The organism is Pseudoalteromonas issachenkonii, assembly GCF_002310795.1.
In the GTDB taxonomy this organism is placed as follows: domain Bacteria; phylum Pseudomonadota; class Gammaproteobacteria; order Enterobacterales; family Alteromonadaceae; genus Pseudoalteromonas; species Pseudoalteromonas tetraodonis.
Genome location: NZ_CP011031.1, coordinates 582,589 through 603,653 on the forward strand (window position 1 = coordinate 582,589; position 21,065 = coordinate 603,653).

Annotated in this window: 19 protein-coding genes; 15 read left to right on the forward strand and 4 right to left on the reverse strand. The window is 39.2% G+C overall.

The window, feature by feature from the left end:
* The first annotated feature begins 54 nt into the window (after window positions 1–54).
* From PISS_RS18210 to rluF, 3 genes are read left to right on the forward strand one after another with little or no spacing between them, the layout of a single operon-like run.
* Entirely contained in the window at window positions 55–1,269 is a 1,215-nt protein-coding gene (locus tag PISS_RS18210) for an EAL and HDOD domain-containing protein (protein ID WP_024600880.1), read from the forward strand.
* 27 nt (window positions 1,270–1,296) lie between these two features.
* Window positions 1,297–2,382, forward strand: coding sequence for a DUF418 domain-containing protein (locus tag PISS_RS18215; protein WP_024600879.1), 1,086 nt, complete (start codon window positions 1,297–1,299; stop codon window positions 2,380–2,382).
* 43 nt (window positions 2,383–2,425) lie between these two features.
* Window positions 2,426–3,415: a 23S rRNA pseudouridine(2604) synthase RluF gene (gene rluF / locus PISS_RS18220; RefSeq protein ID WP_024600878.1), complete on the forward strand. Its 990-nt coding sequence runs from the start codon at window positions 2,426–2,428 to the stop codon at window positions 3,413–3,415.
* A gap of 57 nt (window positions 3,416–3,472) precedes the next feature.
* Here the strand turns inward: rluF and PISS_RS18225 are convergent, their stop codons facing one another.
* Complete coding sequence (locus tag PISS_RS18225; protein WP_058156000.1) at window positions 3,473–6,538, reverse strand: efflux RND transporter permease subunit; 3,066 nt, start codon at window positions 6,536–6,538, stop codon at window positions 3,473–3,475.
* Window positions 6,539–6,540: 2 nt separating this feature from the next.
* Window positions 6,541–7,623, reverse strand: a complete 1,083-nt coding sequence (locus tag PISS_RS18230) for an efflux RND transporter periplasmic adaptor subunit (RefSeq protein ID WP_013463246.1) — start codon at window positions 7,621–7,623, stop codon at window positions 6,541–6,543.
* A gap of 122 nt (window positions 7,624–7,745) precedes the next feature.
* Between PISS_RS18230 and PISS_RS18235 the strand changes: the two genes are divergently transcribed.
* Together PISS_RS18235 and PISS_RS18240 are read left to right on the forward strand one after the other, a co-directional pair.
* On the forward strand, window positions 7,746–8,648 hold the full coding sequence (locus PISS_RS18235) for a LysR family transcriptional regulator (RefSeq protein ID WP_013463247.1): 903 nt from the start codon (window positions 7,746–7,748) through the stop codon (window positions 8,646–8,648).
* Window positions 8,638–8,943, forward strand: a complete 306-nt coding sequence (locus PISS_RS18240; protein ID WP_058156002.1) for an MGMT family protein — start codon at window positions 8,638–8,640, stop codon at window positions 8,941–8,943. Before PISS_RS18235 ends, PISS_RS18240 begins: the two co-directional genes overlap by 11 nt.
* A 1-nt stretch (window position 8,944) precedes the next feature.
* Here PISS_RS18240 and PISS_RS18245 read toward each other — a convergent pair whose 3' ends face one another.
* Together PISS_RS18245 and trhA are read right to left on the reverse strand one after the other, a co-directional pair.
* Window positions 8,945–11,974 carry a bifunctional diguanylate cyclase/phosphodiesterase gene (locus PISS_RS18245; protein WP_232311365.1) on the reverse strand — a complete coding sequence of 1,010 codons (3,030 nt, stop codon included), beginning with the start codon at window positions 11,972–11,974 and terminating at the stop codon, window positions 8,945–8,947.
* Window positions 11,975–12,177: 203 nt separating this feature from the next.
* Window positions 12,178–12,807, reverse strand: a complete 630-nt coding sequence (gene trhA, locus PISS_RS18250; RefSeq protein ID WP_036954828.1) for a PAQR family membrane homeostasis protein TrhA — start codon at window positions 12,805–12,807, stop codon at window positions 12,178–12,180.
* Window positions 12,808–13,104: 297 nt separating this feature from the next.
* On the opposite strand from trhA, the gene PISS_RS18255 reads away from it, so the two are divergent.
* From PISS_RS18255 to PISS_RS18300, 10 genes are all read left to right on the forward strand, one after another.
* Window positions 13,105–13,383 carry a hypothetical protein gene (locus tag PISS_RS18255; protein ID WP_013463251.1) on the forward strand — a complete coding sequence of 93 codons (279 nt, stop codon included), beginning with the start codon at window positions 13,105–13,107 and terminating at the stop codon, window positions 13,381–13,383.
* 228 nt (window positions 13,384–13,611) lie between these two features.
* Window positions 13,612–14,190 carry an LON peptidase substrate-binding domain-containing protein gene (locus PISS_RS18260; protein WP_198147832.1) on the forward strand — a complete coding sequence of 193 codons (579 nt, stop codon included), beginning with the start codon at window positions 13,612–13,614 and terminating at the stop codon, window positions 14,188–14,190.
* A gap of 70 nt (window positions 14,191–14,260) precedes the next feature.
* Window positions 14,261–14,884, forward strand: coding sequence for a sigma-70 family RNA polymerase sigma factor (locus PISS_RS18265; RefSeq protein WP_013463253.1), 624 nt, complete (start codon window positions 14,261–14,263; stop codon window positions 14,882–14,884).
* Window positions 14,877–15,542: a ChrR family anti-sigma-E factor gene (locus tag PISS_RS18270; protein ID WP_013463254.1), complete on the forward strand. Its 666-nt coding sequence runs from the start codon at window positions 14,877–14,879 to the stop codon at window positions 15,540–15,542. Before PISS_RS18265 ends, PISS_RS18270 begins: the two co-directional genes overlap by 8 nt.
* Window positions 15,543–15,550: 8 nt before the next feature.
* Window positions 15,551–16,504, forward strand: coding sequence for a YbgA family protein (locus PISS_RS18275; RefSeq protein ID WP_013463255.1), 954 nt, complete (start codon window positions 15,551–15,553; stop codon window positions 16,502–16,504).
* Window positions 16,504–17,898, forward strand: a complete 1,395-nt coding sequence (gene phrB, locus PISS_RS18280; protein ID WP_036954823.1) for a deoxyribodipyrimidine photo-lyase — start codon at window positions 16,504–16,506, stop codon at window positions 17,896–17,898. The genes PISS_RS18275 and phrB overlap by 1 nt, the downstream gene beginning before the upstream one ends.
* 1 nt (window position 17,899) lies before the next feature.
* Entirely contained in the window at window positions 17,900–18,328 is a 429-nt protein-coding gene (locus PISS_RS18285) for a nuclear transport factor 2 family protein (protein ID WP_013463257.1), read from the forward strand.
* A 2-nt stretch (window positions 18,329–18,330) separates the two neighbouring features.
* On the forward strand, window positions 18,331–19,041 hold the full coding sequence (locus PISS_RS18290) for an SDR family NAD(P)-dependent oxidoreductase (protein WP_058156005.1): 711 nt from the start codon (window positions 18,331–18,333) through the stop codon (window positions 19,039–19,041).
* A complete protein-coding gene (locus PISS_RS18295) occupies window positions 19,038–20,291 on the forward strand; it encodes an NAD(P)/FAD-dependent oxidoreductase (protein ID WP_036954817.1) in 1,254 nt (417 codons plus the stop codon). Before PISS_RS18290 ends, PISS_RS18295 begins: the two co-directional genes overlap by 4 nt.
* The gene (locus PISS_RS18300; protein WP_058156007.1) at window positions 20,284–21,021 is read left to right on the forward strand and encodes a DUF1365 domain-containing protein; all 738 of its coding nucleotides are present in this window, start codon (window positions 20,284–20,286) and stop codon (window positions 21,019–21,021) included. The genes PISS_RS18295 and PISS_RS18300 overlap by 8 nt, the downstream gene beginning before the upstream one ends.
* Window positions 21,022–21,065: the final 44 nt, after the last annotated feature.

A 21,065-nucleotide genomic window follows, 5' to 3' on the forward strand; every position in this document is an offset into this window, starting at 1 on the left:
TCTTATTTACGCTTTAATTACTTAGTCTGGTGGAAATAATATAAAGTAGGTAATGTGTCTGTATTTGTGGCAAGGCAAGCAATACTAAATCGGAATCAAAATGTAGTTGCTTATGAACTGCTATTTCGCGATAGTCCTGAAAATTGCTTTCCTGGTGTATCTGATGGTCAAGCAACGGCGAGGCTTATCATGGAAAACCAGCTTAACCTAGGTACTCGTCACATTACCTCGGGTAAAAAAGCATTGATCAATATTGGCCCTGAGTCGTTAAAACTTGATTTGTGTGATTTTTTACCTTGTAAAGATGTTGTCATTGAATTACTTGAAACCATAGAGCCCACCGACGATACCTACGAGCTATGTCGCAAGCTATTTCACAGTAACTACAAATTAGCCCTGGATGATTTTGTTTATACGCCGCAGTGGGAGCGCTTTTTAAAGCTGGTCAACTTAATTAAATTTGATATTCGCCTTACTCCACTTGCTGAAATTCCGCTGGTGGTTAATAAGCTTAAAAAGTACAAAAATATTAAACTACTAGCCGAAAAAATAGAAACCGATGAAGAATATAAATTGGCCCGTAAAATGGGCTTTGATTATTTTCAAGGTTATTATTTTGCGCGCCCAGTGATGATAGAACAAAAAGATATTCACTATAATTACGGCCTAGTGATCGCTATTTACTCAGAAGTAATGAAGCCAGATCCTGATGTTAAAGTGATCACCGGTTTATTTGAGCTTGATGCGGCATTGGCCTACAAGTTACTGCGTTTATTAAATAGCGGTGTGTTTCCGCTACAAAGCCAAATTTCGTCGTTAAAACAAGCGTTAGTTTACCTCGGCCAAGCACGTTTAAAAAAGTTTGTTAGTTTAATTGTCACTGCCCATACAGCACGCTCTAAGCCTATAGAGCTCATGCAGATGTGCGTTATTCGCGCACGGTTTTGTGAATTAATAGCCGCTAAAGTTGCTAAGCAGGTTCAAGGTGAAGCATTTTTAACGGGGCTTTTTTCACTGCTCGATGCTATTTTAGACAAGCCAATGGACTTGCTGGTTGATAAACTTCCATTCCCGGAAGATATAAAAGCAGCGTTAACTGGTGAAAAAAATAACTTATATTATATCCTTGAAACAGTAAAAGCCTACGAAACAGGAAGCTGGTGGGCGCTTGAGAATGCAGTATTACTGATTAATTTAGACAGTGCTTTTTTACCAAAATTATACAAACAAGCGGTACAATGGGCCGATAGCTATAAAGATAATATTTAGGGAATTCATGCTTTGCGCAATTATAATATGGACTTTATAAGGGGCATAGCCGTACTTGGTCTGGTATTTATTAACTGTTTTTCCTTCGCTATTTTCGAGCTTAATTATACGCCACTCACAACACCACCACCTAGTGATCAGTTTCTAAACATACTAAGCCTTATATTTGTTGAAGGGCGGTTTCGCACTTTATTCACTTTACTGTTTGGTGCGGGTCTTTATATTCAGTATCAGCGATACCAATGCACTGAGCCACTAAAAAAACGATTACATTGGCTAATTGTGTTTGGCTTAATACATGGTTTTTTATTGTGGGCGGGCGACATTTTGTTTTTATATGGGGTGTCAGGTTTATTTATATTGCGCTATTTAGATTACACGAATGAAGAGCTTAAAAACAAAGCTGCGCTTTTTACTTTTATTTCTTTAATGACTATTGCCATATTTATGTTAGGACTTAATGAGGCGCCATTATACAGAGATTCCCCCGAGTACTACGAAATATACACTAGTTACTACCAAAGCATCGGTGCTCACTTTAGCCAAAATATAGCAATGAGCGCCTATATGTTGTTGGCTGTGCCTATTTTATTATTGTGGGCTAGTGCTGGGTTTATGCTAATTGGTATTTTGGCTTACAAATACGGTGTGTTTAGTAAAGGGCTTAGTAAGGCGCTGCTTATTAAGCTTATTCTATTAAGTGCGTTATTTATTAGCTTAAGGTTAATGTTAGTGCCATACAATCAAGGTATTGGTTATGCCTTACAAGAGCCTGTTAATGAACTTGCTGCCTTATGTGTTGCACTGCTTTATATTCATTTAATCGTTAAACTTTGTGACAACAGCGCCCACATAGGGGGGCTTATCCAACAAGTTGGACGCTTAGCGTTTACTTTATACATAAGCCAAACCATTATGCAGTTATTATTGTTTAAAGTGTTTTTTCCGCAGTGGACGCTCAAATTTAACCGACTCGATTATTGGCTCGTCGCTATTAGCTTAGTGATTGTACAGCTTATATTTACAGCTATTTATTGCCGGTATTTTAAGCAAGGCCCGCTTGAATACCTATGGCGTAAATTAGCGAAAATTAACCGCGAAAAAATAGCTTGAGTAGTTTAAACTATGCGCCTTTATATTTAAGAAGATTTGCCTGATGACAGACTTGAAGCGTTTAAATAAATTTATTAGTGAAACCGGGTTTTGCTCTCGCCGCGAAGCCGATAAATATATTGAGCAAGGTCGTGTTACCGTTAATGGCGAATTACCAGAAATGGGTGTTAAAGTTGCCCAATCAGATGTAGTTTTGGTTGATGGTAAACCATTAAAAGCACCACCTAAACGTGTGTATATTGCTTATAATAAACCTGTGGGCATTACCTGTACCACAGAGCGTAAAATTCAAAGTAATATAGTTAAAGCCGTTAATTATCCTGAACGTATATTTCCGATTGGTCGTTTAGACAGACCCTCAGAAGGGCTGATTTTTTTAACCAATGAAGGCGATATCGTTAATAAAATCTTACGAGCTGGCAATAACCACGAAAAAGAATATGTGGTTACTGTAGACAAACCACTTAATCGTCAGTTTGTAAATAAAATGGCGAACGGTATTCCTATTTTAGATACCGTGACTAAAAAGTGTAAAGTTACTCAGACTGGTGCGCAGCAATTTAGCATTATTTTAACCCAAGGTTTAAACCGTCAAATTCGCCGTATGTGTGAATACTTAGGTTACGAAGTGGTTACACTAAAACGTGTGCGTATTATGAACGTAACTCTCAAAGGCTTAAAAGTAGGGCAGTGGCGACATTTAAGCGACGCTGAAATGGCGGTCATTAACGACTCAATTGCTGATTCAGGTAAAACGCAAGAACACTCACTTTATGATGATACTGAACAGCGCAATTACACTGAACAAGCTAAAAATAGTGGCGCTAAATCTGCTCATAAGCGTGATTTTCAGGGCGGGAAACTACGTCGTGAAAATAATGACGAGCAACAAAAGCAAGCTAAAAAAAGTAGTCGAAATACGCCTTATCAAAAACGCTCTACTACTTATGTGGGTAAATCAAATACTCACAAAGCAAATACTGCCACAGGAAACAAAACCCGCAGCAGTGGCACGTTAAGCTTAAAAAAGTAATTAAGCTTGTGTAAAAAAGCAAATAAAAACGCAGCCTTAGCTGCGTTTTTTGTTAGCCTACTGTTTAGGGTAATCAATCCTAAATACCACAGTGTATAAAACCGGCACTACAATTAGCGTCAGTATGGTGGCAAACCCTAAGCCAAACATAATGGTGACCGCCATCGACTGAAAAAATACATCGAATAGTAATGGGATCATGCCAAGTATTGTCGTGATAGCGGCCATGGCTACAGGGCGCACACGGCTTACGCCTGAGTCAAACACTGCTTGATATGGCGATTTACCTTCACTCAGTTCTAAGTTTATTTGATCAACCAGTACAATGCCGTTTTTAATTAGCATGCCGCTTAAGCTTAATAAGCCCAGTAGCGCCATAAAGCTAAACGGCGCATTCATCACTAATAAGCCTGCACTAACACCAATAATAGCCAGCGGTACAGTTGCCCAAATAACCAAAGGTTTTTTCACTGAGTTAAACAGTAATACTGTTACTGCAAACATTGCTAAATAGCCCAGTGGTAACGAGCCAAAAATAGCCTTTTTCGCTTTGCTTGATGATTCGAACTCGCCGCCCCATTGCATTTCATAGCCACGGGGTAAATCAATTGCTTCAACCTCAGCGCGAACCCGAGCAAATAATTTTGCAGGCGTTTCATCACCCAAAACATCATGATCTGCCATCACAGTAATGGTTCGTTTACGATCGCGACGCATAATTAAGCTGTCTTCCCACTCAACAATAAATTCATCAACCACTTGGGTAACCGGCACAAACACGCGTAAAACAGGGCTATAAATTTGTAAATCGTGAACACTGTCTACATTTAAACGCTCGCTTGCCGGTGAACGGGCAATAATAGGCAATAATTGCGTACCATCACGATACACACCCACTTGCTTACCCGACAGGCTCGTTAACAGAACTTGGTCAAGATCAAATTTGGTGATCCCTAAACGGCGCGCTTTTTGTTCATTAAATTGCGGACGAATCATTTTAGTGCGTGCACGCCAATCATCTCGAATGTTAAAGGCACCGTCGTCTTTGGCGATGATCTCTTTAGCCTGTGATGAAAGCTGTCTTAAAACAACCGGATCGGGGCCTGAGAACCGCGCTTCTATTTTGGCATCAGTTGAGGGGCCAATCTCCATTGGTTTTACTTTTAACTCTGCAGACAGTGGATGTTGCTTTGCGTAATCGCGCACTTTTTGCATGACTTTTGCGACGGCTTCACGGTTGGTGACACGAATAATTAACTGCCCATAAGCAGGGTAGGATTTTTCAGGCGCGTAGGTCAGCATAAAACGCGGCGCACCTTGGCCAACCGTACTGGTGATTTCTGTGACCAGTTCATTCTTTTGTAAATAAGCTTCTAGCTGCTTAATGCCCTCAAGGGTTGCGCGAATATCAGCGCCTTGATCTTGCCAGTAATCGACATAAAACATCGGGGTATTCGAGGCTGGAAAAAATGATTGCTTTACTGCACCAAACCCCACTACAGCGCTGCATAAAAGGGCAACCATAAGGACTAAGGTTGTTTTTCTAAAGCGCATAGCTAAATTTAATATCGCTTTATAACCATTGAATATGATGCCTTGGTAAGGGTCTTCATGCTCTTGATTATGTTCGTGTTTAAATTCGGTTTCTTTAAACATCAAGTGGGCAAAAAACGGCGTGAGTGTAATTGCGGTGATCCAGCTCAAGAGCAGAGAAATAAACAGCACCCAAAATAAGCTACCAGCAAATTCACCACTGGCATCTGAGCTTAAACCAATCGGTGCGAAAGCGGTTATGGCAATAACTGTTGCGCCAAGTAGTGGCCACTTAGTTTGATCGACAATATTAACTGCCGCTTTAAGCTTTGTTTGTCCGCGCTTGAGGTTGATGAGAATACCTTCGGTTACAACAATGGCATTATCGACCAGCATACCTAGTGCAATAATTAGCGCACCTAATGATATACGTTGTAAGTCAATCGCAAACAGCTTCATAAATATAAAGGTGCCTAATACGGTCAGTAATAATATACCGCCGATTAAAACCCCACTTTTAAAGCCCATAAAAATAAGTAGTACTACAATAACTATTGCAATGGCCTCTATTAAACTAACAATAAAGCCATCTACCGACTGCTCTACTTCTTTAGGTTGGTTATACACTGAGCTAATATCAATACCATGCGGGCGTTGATACTCAAGAGATGCTAAGTGCTCATCTATGTGTTTACCCACATCAACAACATTAACCCCAGACATAAACGACACACCAATAAGCAGAGCCTGTTGTTGATTGTAATGAATCACATTGGTCGGTACTTCAGCATATTCACGGTAAACCTTTGCAACATCGCCTAGATAAATGAGTTCGCTGGCACCTGATTTTGAAATTAATAAGGTTTCAAGTTCTTTTACATCTTTAAATTCACCAGTAGGGTGCAAGCGAATAGACTCATCACCCACGCGAATACGTCCAGCGTTAGATACGGTGTTTTGTGATTGCAGTAAATCATAAATATGACTAGGCGCAATACCAAGTTGGGCAAGCTTTTGCGTCGATACCTCAACCATTACTTGTGGCTGCTGTTGGCCCGCAATTGTAACTTTGCTCACTCCTTTGACTAAAACAAGTTCTCGTTTTAAATAATCAACATAGTCTTTTAATTCATCATACGAGTAGCCATCGCCCGTGACGGCAAACATAACGCCGTAAACATCGGCAAAATCATCAATCACATTACTGGGGTAAACACCACTTGGCAGCGACGGGCTAAGGTCGTTAATTTTACGACGCATTTCATCCCATATTTGTCTAAGCTCTTGTTTACGATAGGTGCTTTTCATTTCTACGGTAATTTGTGATTTACCATTGGATGAAATAGAGGTGACATAATCAACATAAGGGAGCTGTTGAATGGCATTTTCAATCGGAAATGTGACTTCTTCTTCTACTTGCTGTGGAGAGGCGCCCGGGTATAAAGTGATCACCATGGCTTTTTTTAAAGTGAATTCAGGGTCTTCCAGCTGGCCTAAATCAAAATAAGACACACTGCCGCCAATTAACAGCAACAGCGTAAACATCCAGCTAATGACCTTTTTCTCAATAGATAGTTGCGCAAAGCCCATAATTATAAGCCTCGCTCTTTATTCCAAGGGCGAACAGACATGCCCTCTTGTAAAGAGTGAACACCAGCAGAGACAATTTGTTGGCCTTCTTTTACGCCGCTAAGAACTTCAATAGTGTCGTGATGCAATTGGCCCACTTGTACTGCTTGTTTATGCACAGTGCCAGTTTGCTGATTAAAAACCCACACATAGGCATTATCGCTTAGGCTTTTATTAGGATCTGAAAATACCGACTCAATAGGTAAAATAGTGTAGGGGGTTTGTGAGCGTGTAACTTTGCTCAAATCTATCATCACTTGTCCCGACATACCCGCAAGTAAGTTAAAATCTTCTGGCACCGGTAATGAAAACACCACTTTATAGGTGAGTGTTGCAGGATCGGCTTGGGTATCCCATTCTTTAAGCGTGAGTTTGTATTGCTTGTCGTGATAGCCATCAAATTCAACCATAGGTTGATATTGGGTATCTTTTTGAATACGTGCCACGATTTTTTCAGGAACCTGTATTGCTACATCCATAAAATCACGGGTTTCTAAGCGCAAAACATTTTGTTTTGCTTGAATACTTTCAAAGTTTTTTACAAACACTTTGGCTACTATGCCAGCAAAAGGAGCACGAAGTTCACTGTACTCTAAATTTGTTTCTGCAATTTTAAACGCTGACTCAGCGACTTGTTCATTGGCAACCGCTTGATCAAGCTCGGATTGACTGGTGATATTTTTATCAAATAGTTGTTTAATACGTTTTAGCTGCGACTTAGCCAGTTCATAGCGCGCTTTGCGCTCATTATATTGTAATTGAAAATCTTCAGGGTCTAATTTCGCCAATAGTTGCCCTTTTTTTACCTGCTCACCGGCTAATACAGGAAATTCAACCAACTCACCATTGACCCTAAAAGCCAGGTACGAGCCCTGGTTTGCAACGACTTCCGCAGGAAAACTGCGTATGTTTGTTTGCGAATCATGACCAATACTAAATAATTTAACAGGGCGAATCGGCTCTTCTTTAACTATTTTCTCGGGCTCCGAGCAGCCTATTAAACTTAGTAATGTCGCAGATAGTAAACATAAGCGAAACAGTGGCATGATATCTCCATGATAAAAAAAGGCTAAATAAGTCAGTGCAGCATACGCTGCAAACATATAAAATAAAATTCATTAAATTTTAGAAACTCAATAAGTTTTACTTATAATGTGCTGGGCTGACTATGAAACTTAATCAATTACAAATTTTAGATGCTATTGTGCAAAGTGCGAGCTTAAGTGGCGCTGCATTAAAGCTACATAAAACTCAGCCTGCATTGACACTGGCGATTAAAAACTTAGAAGCGAAATTAGGTTTTGATCTACTCGACCGTTCTAAATACCGATTACAACTTACCGAAAAAGGACGTATTTTTCATCGTGAAGCTAAACAGCTTTTAAACGCGAATGAGCAGCTTACACAGCTTGCAACCGAGCTGGCGCTGGGGAATGAAGCGCAATATAGAGTTTGCTATGAGCAAATTTGTCATGTGCAAAGTTATAACGAGATCATAAGTAATACTTTTAAGCATTTTTCTAGTACAGAATTTCGTTTAACCAGTGGTAAACGGTTTGTATCTTTAGAGCAAGTGAATACCGGCCAAGCCGAGCTTGGGATTGGCCCATGGTTTGATTTATTTCATGCCACCGGCGATTTAGAAAGCTTACCGATAGGCAAGCTAGATATAGGCATTGTTGGCGCAAAAGGGATTTTACCTAAGCAGCTTACCTACGATGAGTTACAACTTTACCCGTGTTTAGCGATGTTTGAAAGTGGCTTGAGCATAGACAGCGACAGGTTGTCTTATTCTAAAGGGGCTGCGGTAATGAAAATAGATGACATATCTACCCTAAAGTCGTTTTTATTGTCAGGTGCAGGATGGGCAATGATGAGCTTAGGCCACTGTAAAAAAGAAATTACCGCGGGCTCATTACAGCAAATAATAGTAACAGACAGAGAGCATCAGTTTAGCGCGCAAATTCGTGCTTTTCGTCAACATGCTATGCACCATGGTCCTGTTGCCCGTAAAATTTGGCAGCAATTTGAATTACTCAGTCAGGAGTATTTAAACAATAATGGACGTTAATAAAGAAACGGTTATTTACACTATTATTGCGAGTATACCCTCAGGGTGTGTTGCCAGTTATGGCCAAGTAGCGGCGCTTGCAGGGTATCCTAATAATGCAAGGCTAGTTGGTCGATTATTAAAAGAGATGCCTAAAGATTCTACTATCCCATGGCATAGAGTGGTTAACAGCCAAGGTAAAATAGCGTTTGCACAGGGCTGTGCGCAGTATCAAATACAACGAGAAAAGTTACTTGCTGAGGGCGTTACTTTTAATAATCAACGAATTAATATGGCAAAACACCGCTGGCAATAAATTAATAATCCATTTTTTGTAAGTCAGTTAAAGCCCAAATTTCATCTGCGGTCCATTCGTCTAGCCAAATAGGAATATCTGCGGCTTTCATTGGTTTAGCAATACCATAGCCCTGTGCTAAATAACAGCCAAGTAGCATTAGTGTTGCTGCATGTTCCGGGGTTTCTACGCCTTCAGCTATAACGCTTCGTTTAAACGATTTGGCCAGTGCAATAACGCCTTTTACAATTGCTAAATCGTTAGAGTCTTCAAGCATATCCCTAACAAAGCTTTGATCTATCTTTATTAGGCTTGCAGGTAAACGCCTCAAATAAGTGAGTGATGAGTAACCCGTACCAAAGTCATCTAATGAAAACTCAACGCCCAAAGCTTTACAATCTTGCATGGTTTTAGATACGTGGGCTACATCGTTAAGCGCACTGGTTTCCAGTACTTCTAGCTCTAGGTTTCTAGCATCGACCTGTGGATGTGCCAATAGTAATTCAGTTAGCCGCGCTGTAAATTCAGGCTGCTGTAATTGAACTGCGGCAACATTAACGCTCACTTTTATGTTTAAACTAGGTGTTAAAATTTGCCAGTGGTTAATTTGAGATAATGCAGCGTTAATAACCCATTCGCCAACGTCTATCATTAGCGCATTGTTTTCAATTACAGGTAAAAATTCAATAGGGCTAAGCAACCCGCGCTCTGGGTGTTGCAAGCGTATTAATGCCTCAACGCCAATCATACTACCCGTTCGCATATCTACTTTTGGTTGATAATAAAGTACAAACCAATCATTAGCTAAGGCTTCACGGATAAGTGTAATGCCGGTTTGCTGTGCTTTAACTGTATCTCCTTGACTTGTATCGAATAAATGATAACGATTTTTGCCCATTTGTTTGGCAATATACATGGCTTGATCGGCATGGCGCATCAGTTGTTCAGCATCTAAATTATCATCTGGGTATATTGTTACCCCAATACTGGCAGAGACATTCAAAACAATATCGTTAACAGTGACAGGTTTTGCTGCTGCAGCCAGTAGCCTCTCAAGTACAGGTACGCAATCGGCAACTGATCCTAAATTAGTTAATACAGCAACGAATTCATCGCCACCAATACGGGCCAAGCTATCACCTTCACGAAGTGCATCTTTTAAACGGATTGAAAGTGCAATTAATAACTTATCGCCAATATCATGGCCATGAGAATCATTAACATGCTTAAATCCATCTAAATCAAGAAACACCACCGCCAGAGAATTGTTATGGCGACGGCATTGCAACATGGTTTGGCTGAGCCTATCGGCAAGCAATACGCGGTTTGGCAAGTTAGTTAATAAATCATAATGTGCAATACGGCTAAGTTGCTCTTGTTGGCGTTTAGCTTGGGTGATATCGGTAAATATTCCTAAGTAAAAAGTAACGTTGTTGTCGTCTTTTAAAACTGAAATATTAAGTAGCTCAGCATAAAGTTCACCGTCTTTTTTACAGTTCCACACTTCACCTTGCCAATGACCATATAGGCTGAGCTGTTTCCATATGTTTTTATAAAATGACTCTGTTTGTTTGCCCGAATTTAAAAATGATGGATTGCGGCCTATAACTTCATCGTGGCTATAACCGGTTATATGACAAAAGGCAGGATTGACATCAACAATAACTTTATCAGCATTTGTAATAATAATCCCTTCATGGGTATCTCTAAAAACCCGAGAGGATAAATGCAGTTTTTCTTCAATTAATTTACGTTCAGTAATATCAACCGAGACACCCAACATGGTAATTGCGCTGCCAGAGCTGTCTCTAACAAGAGTCCCTTTAGTATTAAACCAACGAACGTTACCCCGTTTAGTAATAATACGGTGATCAACATTATATTCTTTCGCCGCGTCAATACATTGATTTATATCGCTTACTATATTGGCGCGATCATCTGGGTGAATACTGGCTAGGTATTCATTTTTAGTCATTTCTAATTGTTTAACATTGCCAGTAATTAGTCTTATACCATGTTCAGAAAAGCGGATTATATTGGTTTTTATGTCCCATTCCCAAGTCGCAATTCCCCCCACTTTTTGGCTTAAAAGAAGTCGTCTTTCGGTATCAGTTAATGCTTTAATGTTATTTTGTAATGCATGAGTACGTTGCTCTACTTTTTTTTCTAATTTTAGGTGGCTCGCTCTTAATCGGGTTATCAGATAAGATGAAAGTGAAGTTAAGAAAGTAAACACAACCGCAATAGCAATACCAAGTAACAGCATACTATTGTCTTGCCAGCCCCTGATAGGGTAGGCTTTAAATACCCAAACGCCGTTTGGCACTTGTATGTTAAAGTCGACCGTGTTTTTTGTTATTTGGTTGTCTGAGGTAGCAATGATTTGCACATCATTTGTATCGGGCATGACTTTTGAAAGCTCATAACCAATGCCTGCCTGTGGCAGTTGAGCTAAATTAACGCTTTGAAGAATATCAGGAAAACGAATAAGCGCAGTGGCAAATCCCCAAAACTGGTTTCCCTGTGAGGTATCTAGATACACAGGCAGCCTAGCCGCTGCACCCATACCACCTTGAAATAATTCAAAAGGGCCAGCAAGGGTTAATTTACCTGTTTTTTTGGCTAAAAATGCCTCTTGCGTTCGCAGTGGGTTCTCTAAAACATTATTACCGATAGCACTTTCATTGCCCTTAAGTGGAACAACGTGTGTAAGAATACCGTTTTTATGAAGTTGTAAGGCGTCAAGACCAGGATAAAGACTTAACATTTCAGAAGCGAGTTCTTCAAAGCCTTTAGTCTCGCCATTTTGAGTACGAATTAATGCCGCAATAGGATAGGCTGCAGAAAGTGCTTGGTTAAGATTATTTCTAATATGGTTAACGTAGCTACCCGCCACCTTTCTGATAGAGTTTTGCTTTTGCTGATAAATGTATTGATCGAGTAGATAAATTGAATACACAGATGCAAGCGTTGAGATTAACAATGTGATCAACACCAGTCTTGCTTTTATAAACAAGCTCAGTATCTGTGGTCGAGTATTAGATGGTGACAATGTAAATAACACCTAGCGTTGTTTAAGCCGCGTCCATTTAGAACAATGGCGTTTTAAGTTCCTGAAACAGTATAGCAAACAGTCATCTAAAGCATTAGGGAGATTTAATTATACTTTAAAATAACCACCGTGATTTACTAAAGCTTGAGTAAAATAATAGGCTACATTGTGAGATTAGCTAGGAAGGCACTATGTGTATTTAGTTAATACACATAGTGAGTAATGGCAATATAATGACTTACACAACCGCCAATGACAAAAAGATGCCAAATAGCGTGGCTATATTGAGTGTTTTTAGCGCTGTAAAACAATGTACCCACGCTATAAAATAAACCGCCAGTAAGTAGCCAGTATAGTGCGTTGATAGGTAAGTTTGAGTAAAGTGGGTATATAATTGCCAGTGCAAACCAGCCCATTAATAAATAGGTAGCGAGTGACACTTTTTTATTGCCATTTTTAACAAGCAGTTTATAAGCAACACCGGCTAAAGCTACTGTCCAAATAAATACCAAGGTAGCCCAAGACCAAATCCCAGATAAAGAGAGTAATAAAAAAGGGGTATATGTGCCAGCAATAAGCATGTAAATAGCACAGTGGTCACATTTTTTATAAAACGCTCTTAATTTAGGACGAACACTGGCGTGATAAAGTGTAGAGGACAAAAATAAAATAAATAAGCTGCTGCCATAAACGACTGTGCTGGCGTAACCTTTTACAGAGTTAGCTTGTTTAAATAAATCCCAAATTACAAATGCAGCAAATAAAATACCTAAAGCATGGCTAACAACATTTAATAGCTCTTCTTTTTTAGAATAGGGCGCTTCAAAAGACATAACAGATCCTACCACTTACAATTTAACGTTTAGTGTACAAGTGTACGCTGAAATTATCAATTGAGAATTGATTGACATGGTGCTGCCAGTTTATGGATTACGGCATGTTAAAAAATACACTACTATTTGGTTATATTTTTTAAATTGTTAGTTAAATTAACTAATACATATTTTGCAAACCTTAACATTTTTATTTTATATCCTTATAAAACAAAGGTTTATTGATTTTTTTCTTTATGGCACAGCCCTTGATTGTATCTAGGTGTATTAACCAATAAACAAACAAGGAATAACATTATGAAAACTTCAATTAACATGACACTGGCTAGTTTACTTTTATTAGGTTCATCTCAAGTACATGCAACAGAGGTCGATTTAGATATTACAGATATGTTGACTAAAACGGTGACAACTTATGTATCACAAGCAACCCATGAACTTGAACAGTCAGTAAAAGAAGCCGTTTCTTTTGATGCCCAAGCTATTTTAGATGGTTTACTACAAACCAACCCAGTTGTTGATAATAGTGGCATTGATGAAAAGCAACTTGTAGTAAAAACACAACAAAAGCAATAAAAATAGGGAATAAGTGATGAACAGCGAGTTCGAATTGTTAGCCCTGATGTTGGCGCCAGTGGCAAGTGTACTGAGTGTATATTACATCGCTTACATGATAAAAAATGTGGGAACGAGGTTTAATTAGCGAATGCACTTACACGGTAAAACAATCGATGTAACTAAAGCTGATCGACTTCAATAGAGCGCACGTAAATAAAGGCAGAGTGTTTGAAAGAAGTAGACTTTATGAAACGTGCGATTTTCCCATTACCGATTTTTATATTACCTGAAGGCTATACGCGATTACGTATATTTGAGCCTCGTTATTTGACGATGGTTAAAAACGCATTAAAAACAAACAGCGGTTTTGTACTTTGCACCTTCGAACACGACACACCATTTAATATAAGCGCCCAAGGGTGTTTAATGGATATTATTGATTTTGATCAAGACGAAAGCGGTATGCTGTTGATTGATGTTTTTGCATCAAAAAGTGTGCAACTAGATAACGTGTACCAAGACGTACAGGAGTTACGCCATGGCGAGGTCTCTGCGTGCAATACACCTTATTGGTACAATAGCAGTAATCATGACATTGGTGAACATCAACTACTTCAAGTGGCACTAGAAGAAGTATTCTCTAATAACCCACAGCTACAGTCTCTTTATAAACATACCCAGTTTAATCAACTTACTTGGGTTGTTGCCAGATGGCTTGAGCTTCTCCCTATTTCTATTGAGAAAAAACAACAACTTGCATTTGAAACTAATTTTGATAACTTGCTGAATTTCCTCCATACTGTGATTAATAACGAATTTGCCTAAAATAATTTTGATCCGCTTACATTCTTAGCTCGTAATGGTACTTACAAAAGCTATAACGGGACATTTTACTATGGTAAGTCAACAACAAACATTACGTTGTGAACCTAACACAGGTAAGTATACTGCCATGCCAGAAACGCCAAGTACGGAACTCAGGGAAGCATTAGTTAATGTAGCCCAATCTCGCGATAAAAAATCTTTCGCGTACTTGTTTGAATATTTTGCACCAAAGATCAAACGCTTTGGCATTAAGCAGTTTGGTGTAGAGGCCCAAGCAATGGAGTTGGTGCAAGAAACGCTCACTTCAGTGTGGCGAAAAGCGCATTTGTACAACAGCGACAAAGGCGCAGCCACTACTTGGGTTTATACGGTAATGCGTAATGCGTCCTTTGATATGCTTCGAAAAATGAAAAGCAACAAAGAAGAAAATATCAGTGAAGACATCTGGCCGTTATTGAATGAATCAGAAGATACACATCACGAATACAGTGACCACCTTGAAGATAAACAAATTAAGCGCTACCTAGATAAACTGCCACAAGCACAAAGAGAAGTGGTACGCGGTGTTTACTTTCAAGATATGTCGCAAGAGCAGCTTGCTCAACAATTAAACATTCCAGTAGGCACGGTAAAATCACGATTACGTTTAGCCTTGCAGAAATTACGTAATGAAATGGGAGATCAGCATGATTAAACATCACCCGAGTGAAACACTACTGACACAATACTGTGCAGCAACACTTCCCGCATCACTAAGCTTAGCCGTATCTATTCATGTAGATATGTGCCCAATATGCCAAGCTGAGGTTGAAAAACTCGAGGCAAGTAATGCAAAAGCAGTGTTTAGTGACAACATGAATGTTAATAACGATGAGCAAAGCGACGATATAGCGGACTCAGGGTTGCTTGAATTAATCACGTCAGACGATTCGATTGATGAAGTTTATGCCGTTGAACCTGTCACTATTGAAGTGAATGACTATAATTACAGCTTACCAAGAGCATTAACACGTATTTCTCATAGCAAATTTACACAAGTAGGTAAGCTTGCTCGTTCACGTATAGCGCTTGACGATGGGCATTTGCGCTCGAGTTTATTGCACATAGACGCAGGCGGTGAAATTCCTGAGCATACACATACAGGTTTTGAAGTTACGCTACTTCTTGATGGCGAATTTACAGATGAAGAAGGCAGTTATGTACCAGGTGATTTTATTTGGCAAGATGGCCGTCATCAACATACTCCTTTAACAAAAGAGGGATGTTTGTGCTTTACTGTAGTCAGTAGTGCGCTACATTTCAATAAAGGACTTAGCAAGTTGCTTAATCCAATTGGCAGCTTGATTTATTAAGAGAATCTATGCAAACAGATACAATAAAAATAGGTATTAGCGCCTGCTTAGCAGGCGAAAAGGTAAGATTTGACAGCGGCCACAAAAAATCTAACTTTTGTATGGAAGAGCTGGCAAAACATGTTGAATATAAAATGTATTGTCCTGAGGTTGCGGTTGGCTTACCTATACCGCGCCCGACAATTCGTCAAGTAAGAACTGCTGATACTATTAAAGTGTGTCGTCCAGATGGTACAGGTGATGTTGGCCCTCAGCTAACAGAATACGGCAAAAAAATAGCCACAGAGCAAGCTGGTCATTTAAGTGGGTTTGTTTTTTGTGCTAAAAGCCCGAGTTGCGGCATGGAGCGCGTTAAAATTTATAATGAAGCAGGAACCGGTAACACCTCTGAAGGGATTGGTTTTTTTGCAGAACAAATCATGAAACACAACCCATTACTGCCCTGTGAAGAAAACGGTCGCTTGAACGACGTTCATTTACGCGAAAATTTTGTTATGCGTGTTTATACATTATATAACTGGCAGCAGTTGGTGAAAGAACCCATTACAGTTCATCGGTTAACTCAGTTTCACGCGCAATACAAATACTTGTTGATGGCTCATAACTATCAAGCTTACCGTGACTTAGGCCACTTGCTTGGTACTTATTTAGGTGATGATATAAACGCATTAGCCGATGAGTATATTCTCGGTTTAATGACCGCGTTGAAACGTCCTGCGTCAAGAAAAAACAATTCAAATACTTTAATGCACTTGCAAGGTTACTTCAAAAGAGATTTATCGAAAATCGAAAAAGAAGAAATGCGAGATGCAATAGACGAATATCGCCAAGGGTTGGTACCGCTTTATGTACCACTAACCTTACTTAAGCATCATTTAAAGGTTCATCCTAATGAATATTTAAGCAAGCAAATATACTTTAACCCTTATCCTAATGAATTAAAGTTACGTTACGGTTTGTAATGAATACACTATTTTGGTTTAGGCGTGATTTGCGCCTTTTTTCAAACGAAGCGCTTATTGAAGCGTTAAATAATGGTGCTAAACACACCATTTTTTTTGTGTGCGAAAAACAATGGGCACAGCATAACACTGCCCCAATTCAAATTGATTTACTAAAACGCAGAGTCAGTTACATACGTGAAAAATTAGCTGAGTATGGCATTAATTTACACGTGATAGAGGCTCCTTATTTCACAGACTGCCAAACTAAGCTTCTCGATTTTTGTCAGCAGTATGAGATTAAACACATAATAGCCAATAAAGAATATGAGCTTAATGAGTTTAATAGAGATAAAGCGATTCAAGCGCAATGCGATCAACAGCAAATAACATTTACTTTATACGAAGGTGACATCATTGCACCTGTTGGCAGTGTACGCACTCAAAACAATGAAATGTATAAAGTGTTTACGCCTTTTAAGCGGGCGTGGTTAAAACAGTATCAAGATACTCACTTTAGCTTGGTGTCGTGGCCATTATCTTCAAACCCTATTGATATTGAATCGTGTGAATTACTCAGCAGTGATGACAGTTCAAAGAAATGGCCGGTTGATGACGACACCTTAGCGAGTGTGGTCGATAATTTTATCCATGATAAATTAGCAAGTTATGATGATGTACGCGATATACCTAGTGTAAAAGGAACATCGGGTTTAAGCCCATATTTAGCATTAGGGGTTGTTAGCAGTAAGCAGTTAATGGTCAACATACAACAGCAGTATCCAGATATTTTGACTACCTCAAAAAGTAAAACCTTTACGTGGGTGAACGAGCTGATTTGGCGTGAATTTTATAAACACCTCATTGCCGAATTTCCTAAATTATCGCGCGGTGCTAATTTCAACGAAAAGTACGATAGTGTTGTTTGGCGTGATAATGAGGCTGAGTTTAAGCTTTGGTGTGAAGGCCGCACTGGCTATCCACTTGTTGATGCTGCCATGCAACAGCTATTGCAAACTGGTTGGATGCACAACCGTTTGCGAATGGTAGTGGCAAGTTTCTTAACTAAACATCTTTTAATCGACTGGCGTAAGGGCGAGCAGTTTTTTATGCAGCACCTTATTGATGGTGATTTAGCCTCGAATAATGGCGGCTGGCAATGGGCGGCAAGTACAGGCTGTGATGCACAGCCTTATTTTAGAGTGTTTAACCCTATTACTCAAAGTGAACGCTTTGATCCAAGTGGTCAATTTATTCGTAAATATCTGCCTGAATTAGAAAAAGTCCCAGATAAACACATTCATTTTCCTCATACCTATTTAGCAGCAACGGGGCAAAGTGAACACTGTTACTGGCCGGCAATTGTTGATCATAAAGCAGCACGAGCTAGGGCTTTAGATGCATTTAAGGTGTGATATGGATAACCAATTATCAGTCGATAAATTTGTAGAAATATATCAAAAGCTTGATAAAAATAACCTTGAGTTATTAACCGAAATTTATGCAAAAAATATACAATTTATAGATCCGCTGCACGAAATTAATGGTCTAGAAGATTTAAGGCGTTATTTTTGTGGTTTATACAGTAATGTTAAGGATTGTCGATTTGACATAACCGATTCATTTACCAACGATAATAACGCATTTGTGTATTGGACAATGTATTACTCTCACCCAAAACTGAATGCCGGTAAAACCATCACAGTGCAAGGGCACAGCAAGTTGGTATTTGAAGGCGACAAGATTGTAAAACATCGAGATTACTTTAATGCTGGTGAGCTGTTATACAAGCATATCCCATTACTAGGTAATATCATTAATTTTATTGATAAAAGGGCTGGTTAACTATGATTACCCTTATTACAGGTGCAACGTCGGGTATTGGTGAGAAACTTGCTATTAAGTATGCTGAGCAGGGTGATACAGTCATTGCGTGTGGACGAAATACGCAAAAGCTCGCTGAACTTGCCAAACATAACAACATAGAAACCTGCCAGTTTGATGCAACCAATTTGCAAGATATAAAAGCTGCCACTCTCGGCTACCCACAATTTGACCGCGTAATTCTTAATGCTGGCAACTGCGAGTATGTTGACGATGCACGTAATTTTGATAGCGCCTTATTTGAGCGCGTTATTAACGTTAACTTGTTATCAATGGGTTACTGCTTAGAGGCGCTTTTACCAAAAATAGTCTCTGGCGGGCAATTAGTAATGGTTAGTTCAAGTGTTACTTATTTACCATTACCACGTTCAGAAGCCTACGGTGCATCAAAGGCAGGCGTTAGTTATTTAGCTAAGAGCCTAGCGATAGATTTAACCGATGTTGATGTGACATTAGTACACCCTGGTTTTGTAAAAACCCCTTTAACTGATAAAAATGATTTCCCTATGCCGATGGCTGTTACAGCCGAAAAAGCGGCTGACTATATAATAAAAGGCGTCGCTAAACGCCGCAAAGAAGTTCATTTCCCCTATCGTTTTACACTTATACTTAAAGCATTGCGAATATTGCCACTTTCGCTTTGGCTTAAAATTGCAAAAGGATTAACCCGTTGAAAAAAATAGCAATAATTGGGACTGGCGTATCAGGTTTAACCTGCGGGCATTTACTGCACAAGCATTACGATGTCACATTATTTGAAAAAAATGATTATATTGGTGGTCACACCGCAACTGTAGATGTAGAGCACAGCGGTATTAATTACGCGGTAGATACGGGGTTTATTGTATTTAATGATAGAACGTACCCTTATTTTGAAAAGTTGCTTGAACGCATTGGTGTAAAACGTAAACCGACACAAATGAGTTTTAGTGTGCATAACGAAGCAACCGGCTTTGAATACAATGGGCATACATTTAGTAGTTTATTTGCTCAGCGCAGAAATATAGTTAGACCTAAATTTTGGCGTTTATTGTATGACATCGTGCGTTTTAATAAGTTATGTAAGGCTTTGCACGCAAAAGGTCACTACACAGAGCAATCACTAGGTCAATTATTACAACAACATCGTTTTAATGATTTCTTTAAATACCACTACATTTTACCTATGGGTGCTGCCATTTGGTCTACTAGCATTAAAGAAATGGAAAATGTAGGGGTTGAGTTTTTTGTAAAGTTTTTCTTCAACCATGGTTTGCTAGACATTGCCAATAGACCTCAATGGTACGTTATTCCCGGTGGCTCGCGAGAATACATTAAGCCTTTAATTGCCGGTTTTGCCGACAATATAAAACTTAACAGTCACATTAAGTCTGTCACTAGAAACGCAGAAGGCGTAACAATTACCTTTGCAGATGATCAGCAAGCACAGTTTGATAAAGTCATTTTTGCCTGTCACTCTGATCAAGCTTTAGCTTTGCTTGGCGATCCTTGTGAGCAAGAAACCACTGTTTTGGGTGCTATCCCGTACACAGAAAATTCAGTAGTACTTCACACTGATGAATCATTATTACCGGATAGAAAAGCCGCATGGGCAAGTTGGAATTATTTGCTCAATAATAATACCGATAAAGCGGCGGTGGTTACGTATCAAATGAATATACTTCAAGGGATCAAATCAGATACACAGTTCTGCGTTACCTTGAACCACTTAGAAGGTATTAATCAGAGTAAAATTTTACGTGAATTTACCTACCACCACCCTGTATTTAACCAAGAGTCTATTGCCGCCCAACAGCAAAAACATACCGTTGATGGACAAAATAACACGTACTTCTGCGGAGCGTATTGGTACAACGGTTTTCATGAGGATGGTGTGCGCAGCGCCGTTGATGTGGCCAAGCAACTTGGAGTAGAGTTTGACTAATGCAGTGTATTTAGGCGATGTTAAACATCGCCGTTTTGCTGTTAAACATCATGCGTTTAATTACCCGCTTTATATGATGTGGGTTGACTTAAATAACATCGAAGCACTTAATGGGGTACATAAACAACTTGGTACCACAGGATTTAAGGCTTTAAAATTTAAACAGTCTGACTATTTGAAAGGATTGGCGAACACTGACAATAAGCCCATTGTAGAGCGTGCTCACGCTCAGTTAGCTGCGCTAGGGGTTACAGAAAAGTTCAGTCATGTTTATATGTTAGGGCAGTTACGCTGCTTGGGTATTTACTTTAGCCCCGTTAATTTTTATTTTTTTGGCCATGACGATAATCAATTTAGCTACATGGTCGCTGAGGTGAGTAATACCCCATGGAATGAACGACATTACTACTTGGTTCCACTACAAAAAAAAGTGAACTTTAAGAAAGTTTTTTCCGTATCACCTTTCATGAACTTAGATATGAACTACCATTGGACTGTTCGACAAAAGCAAGACAATATACTGATACGTATAGAAAATAAGCGTGATGACGAATTACTTTTTGACGCATCACTAAGGTTACAGCGTCAAACACTGAGCTGTGAACAAATGAGTAAATTGCTTAAGCGTTTTCCAGCAATGACATGGTCTATTTTCAAAGGTATTTATTACCAAGCGTTTAAACTATTTGTTAAAAAAGTCCCATTTTTAGGTCATTCAGGTAGATCATAATTTTTTATTAATTTATGTTGTTTAACAAGTAATAACAATAATAT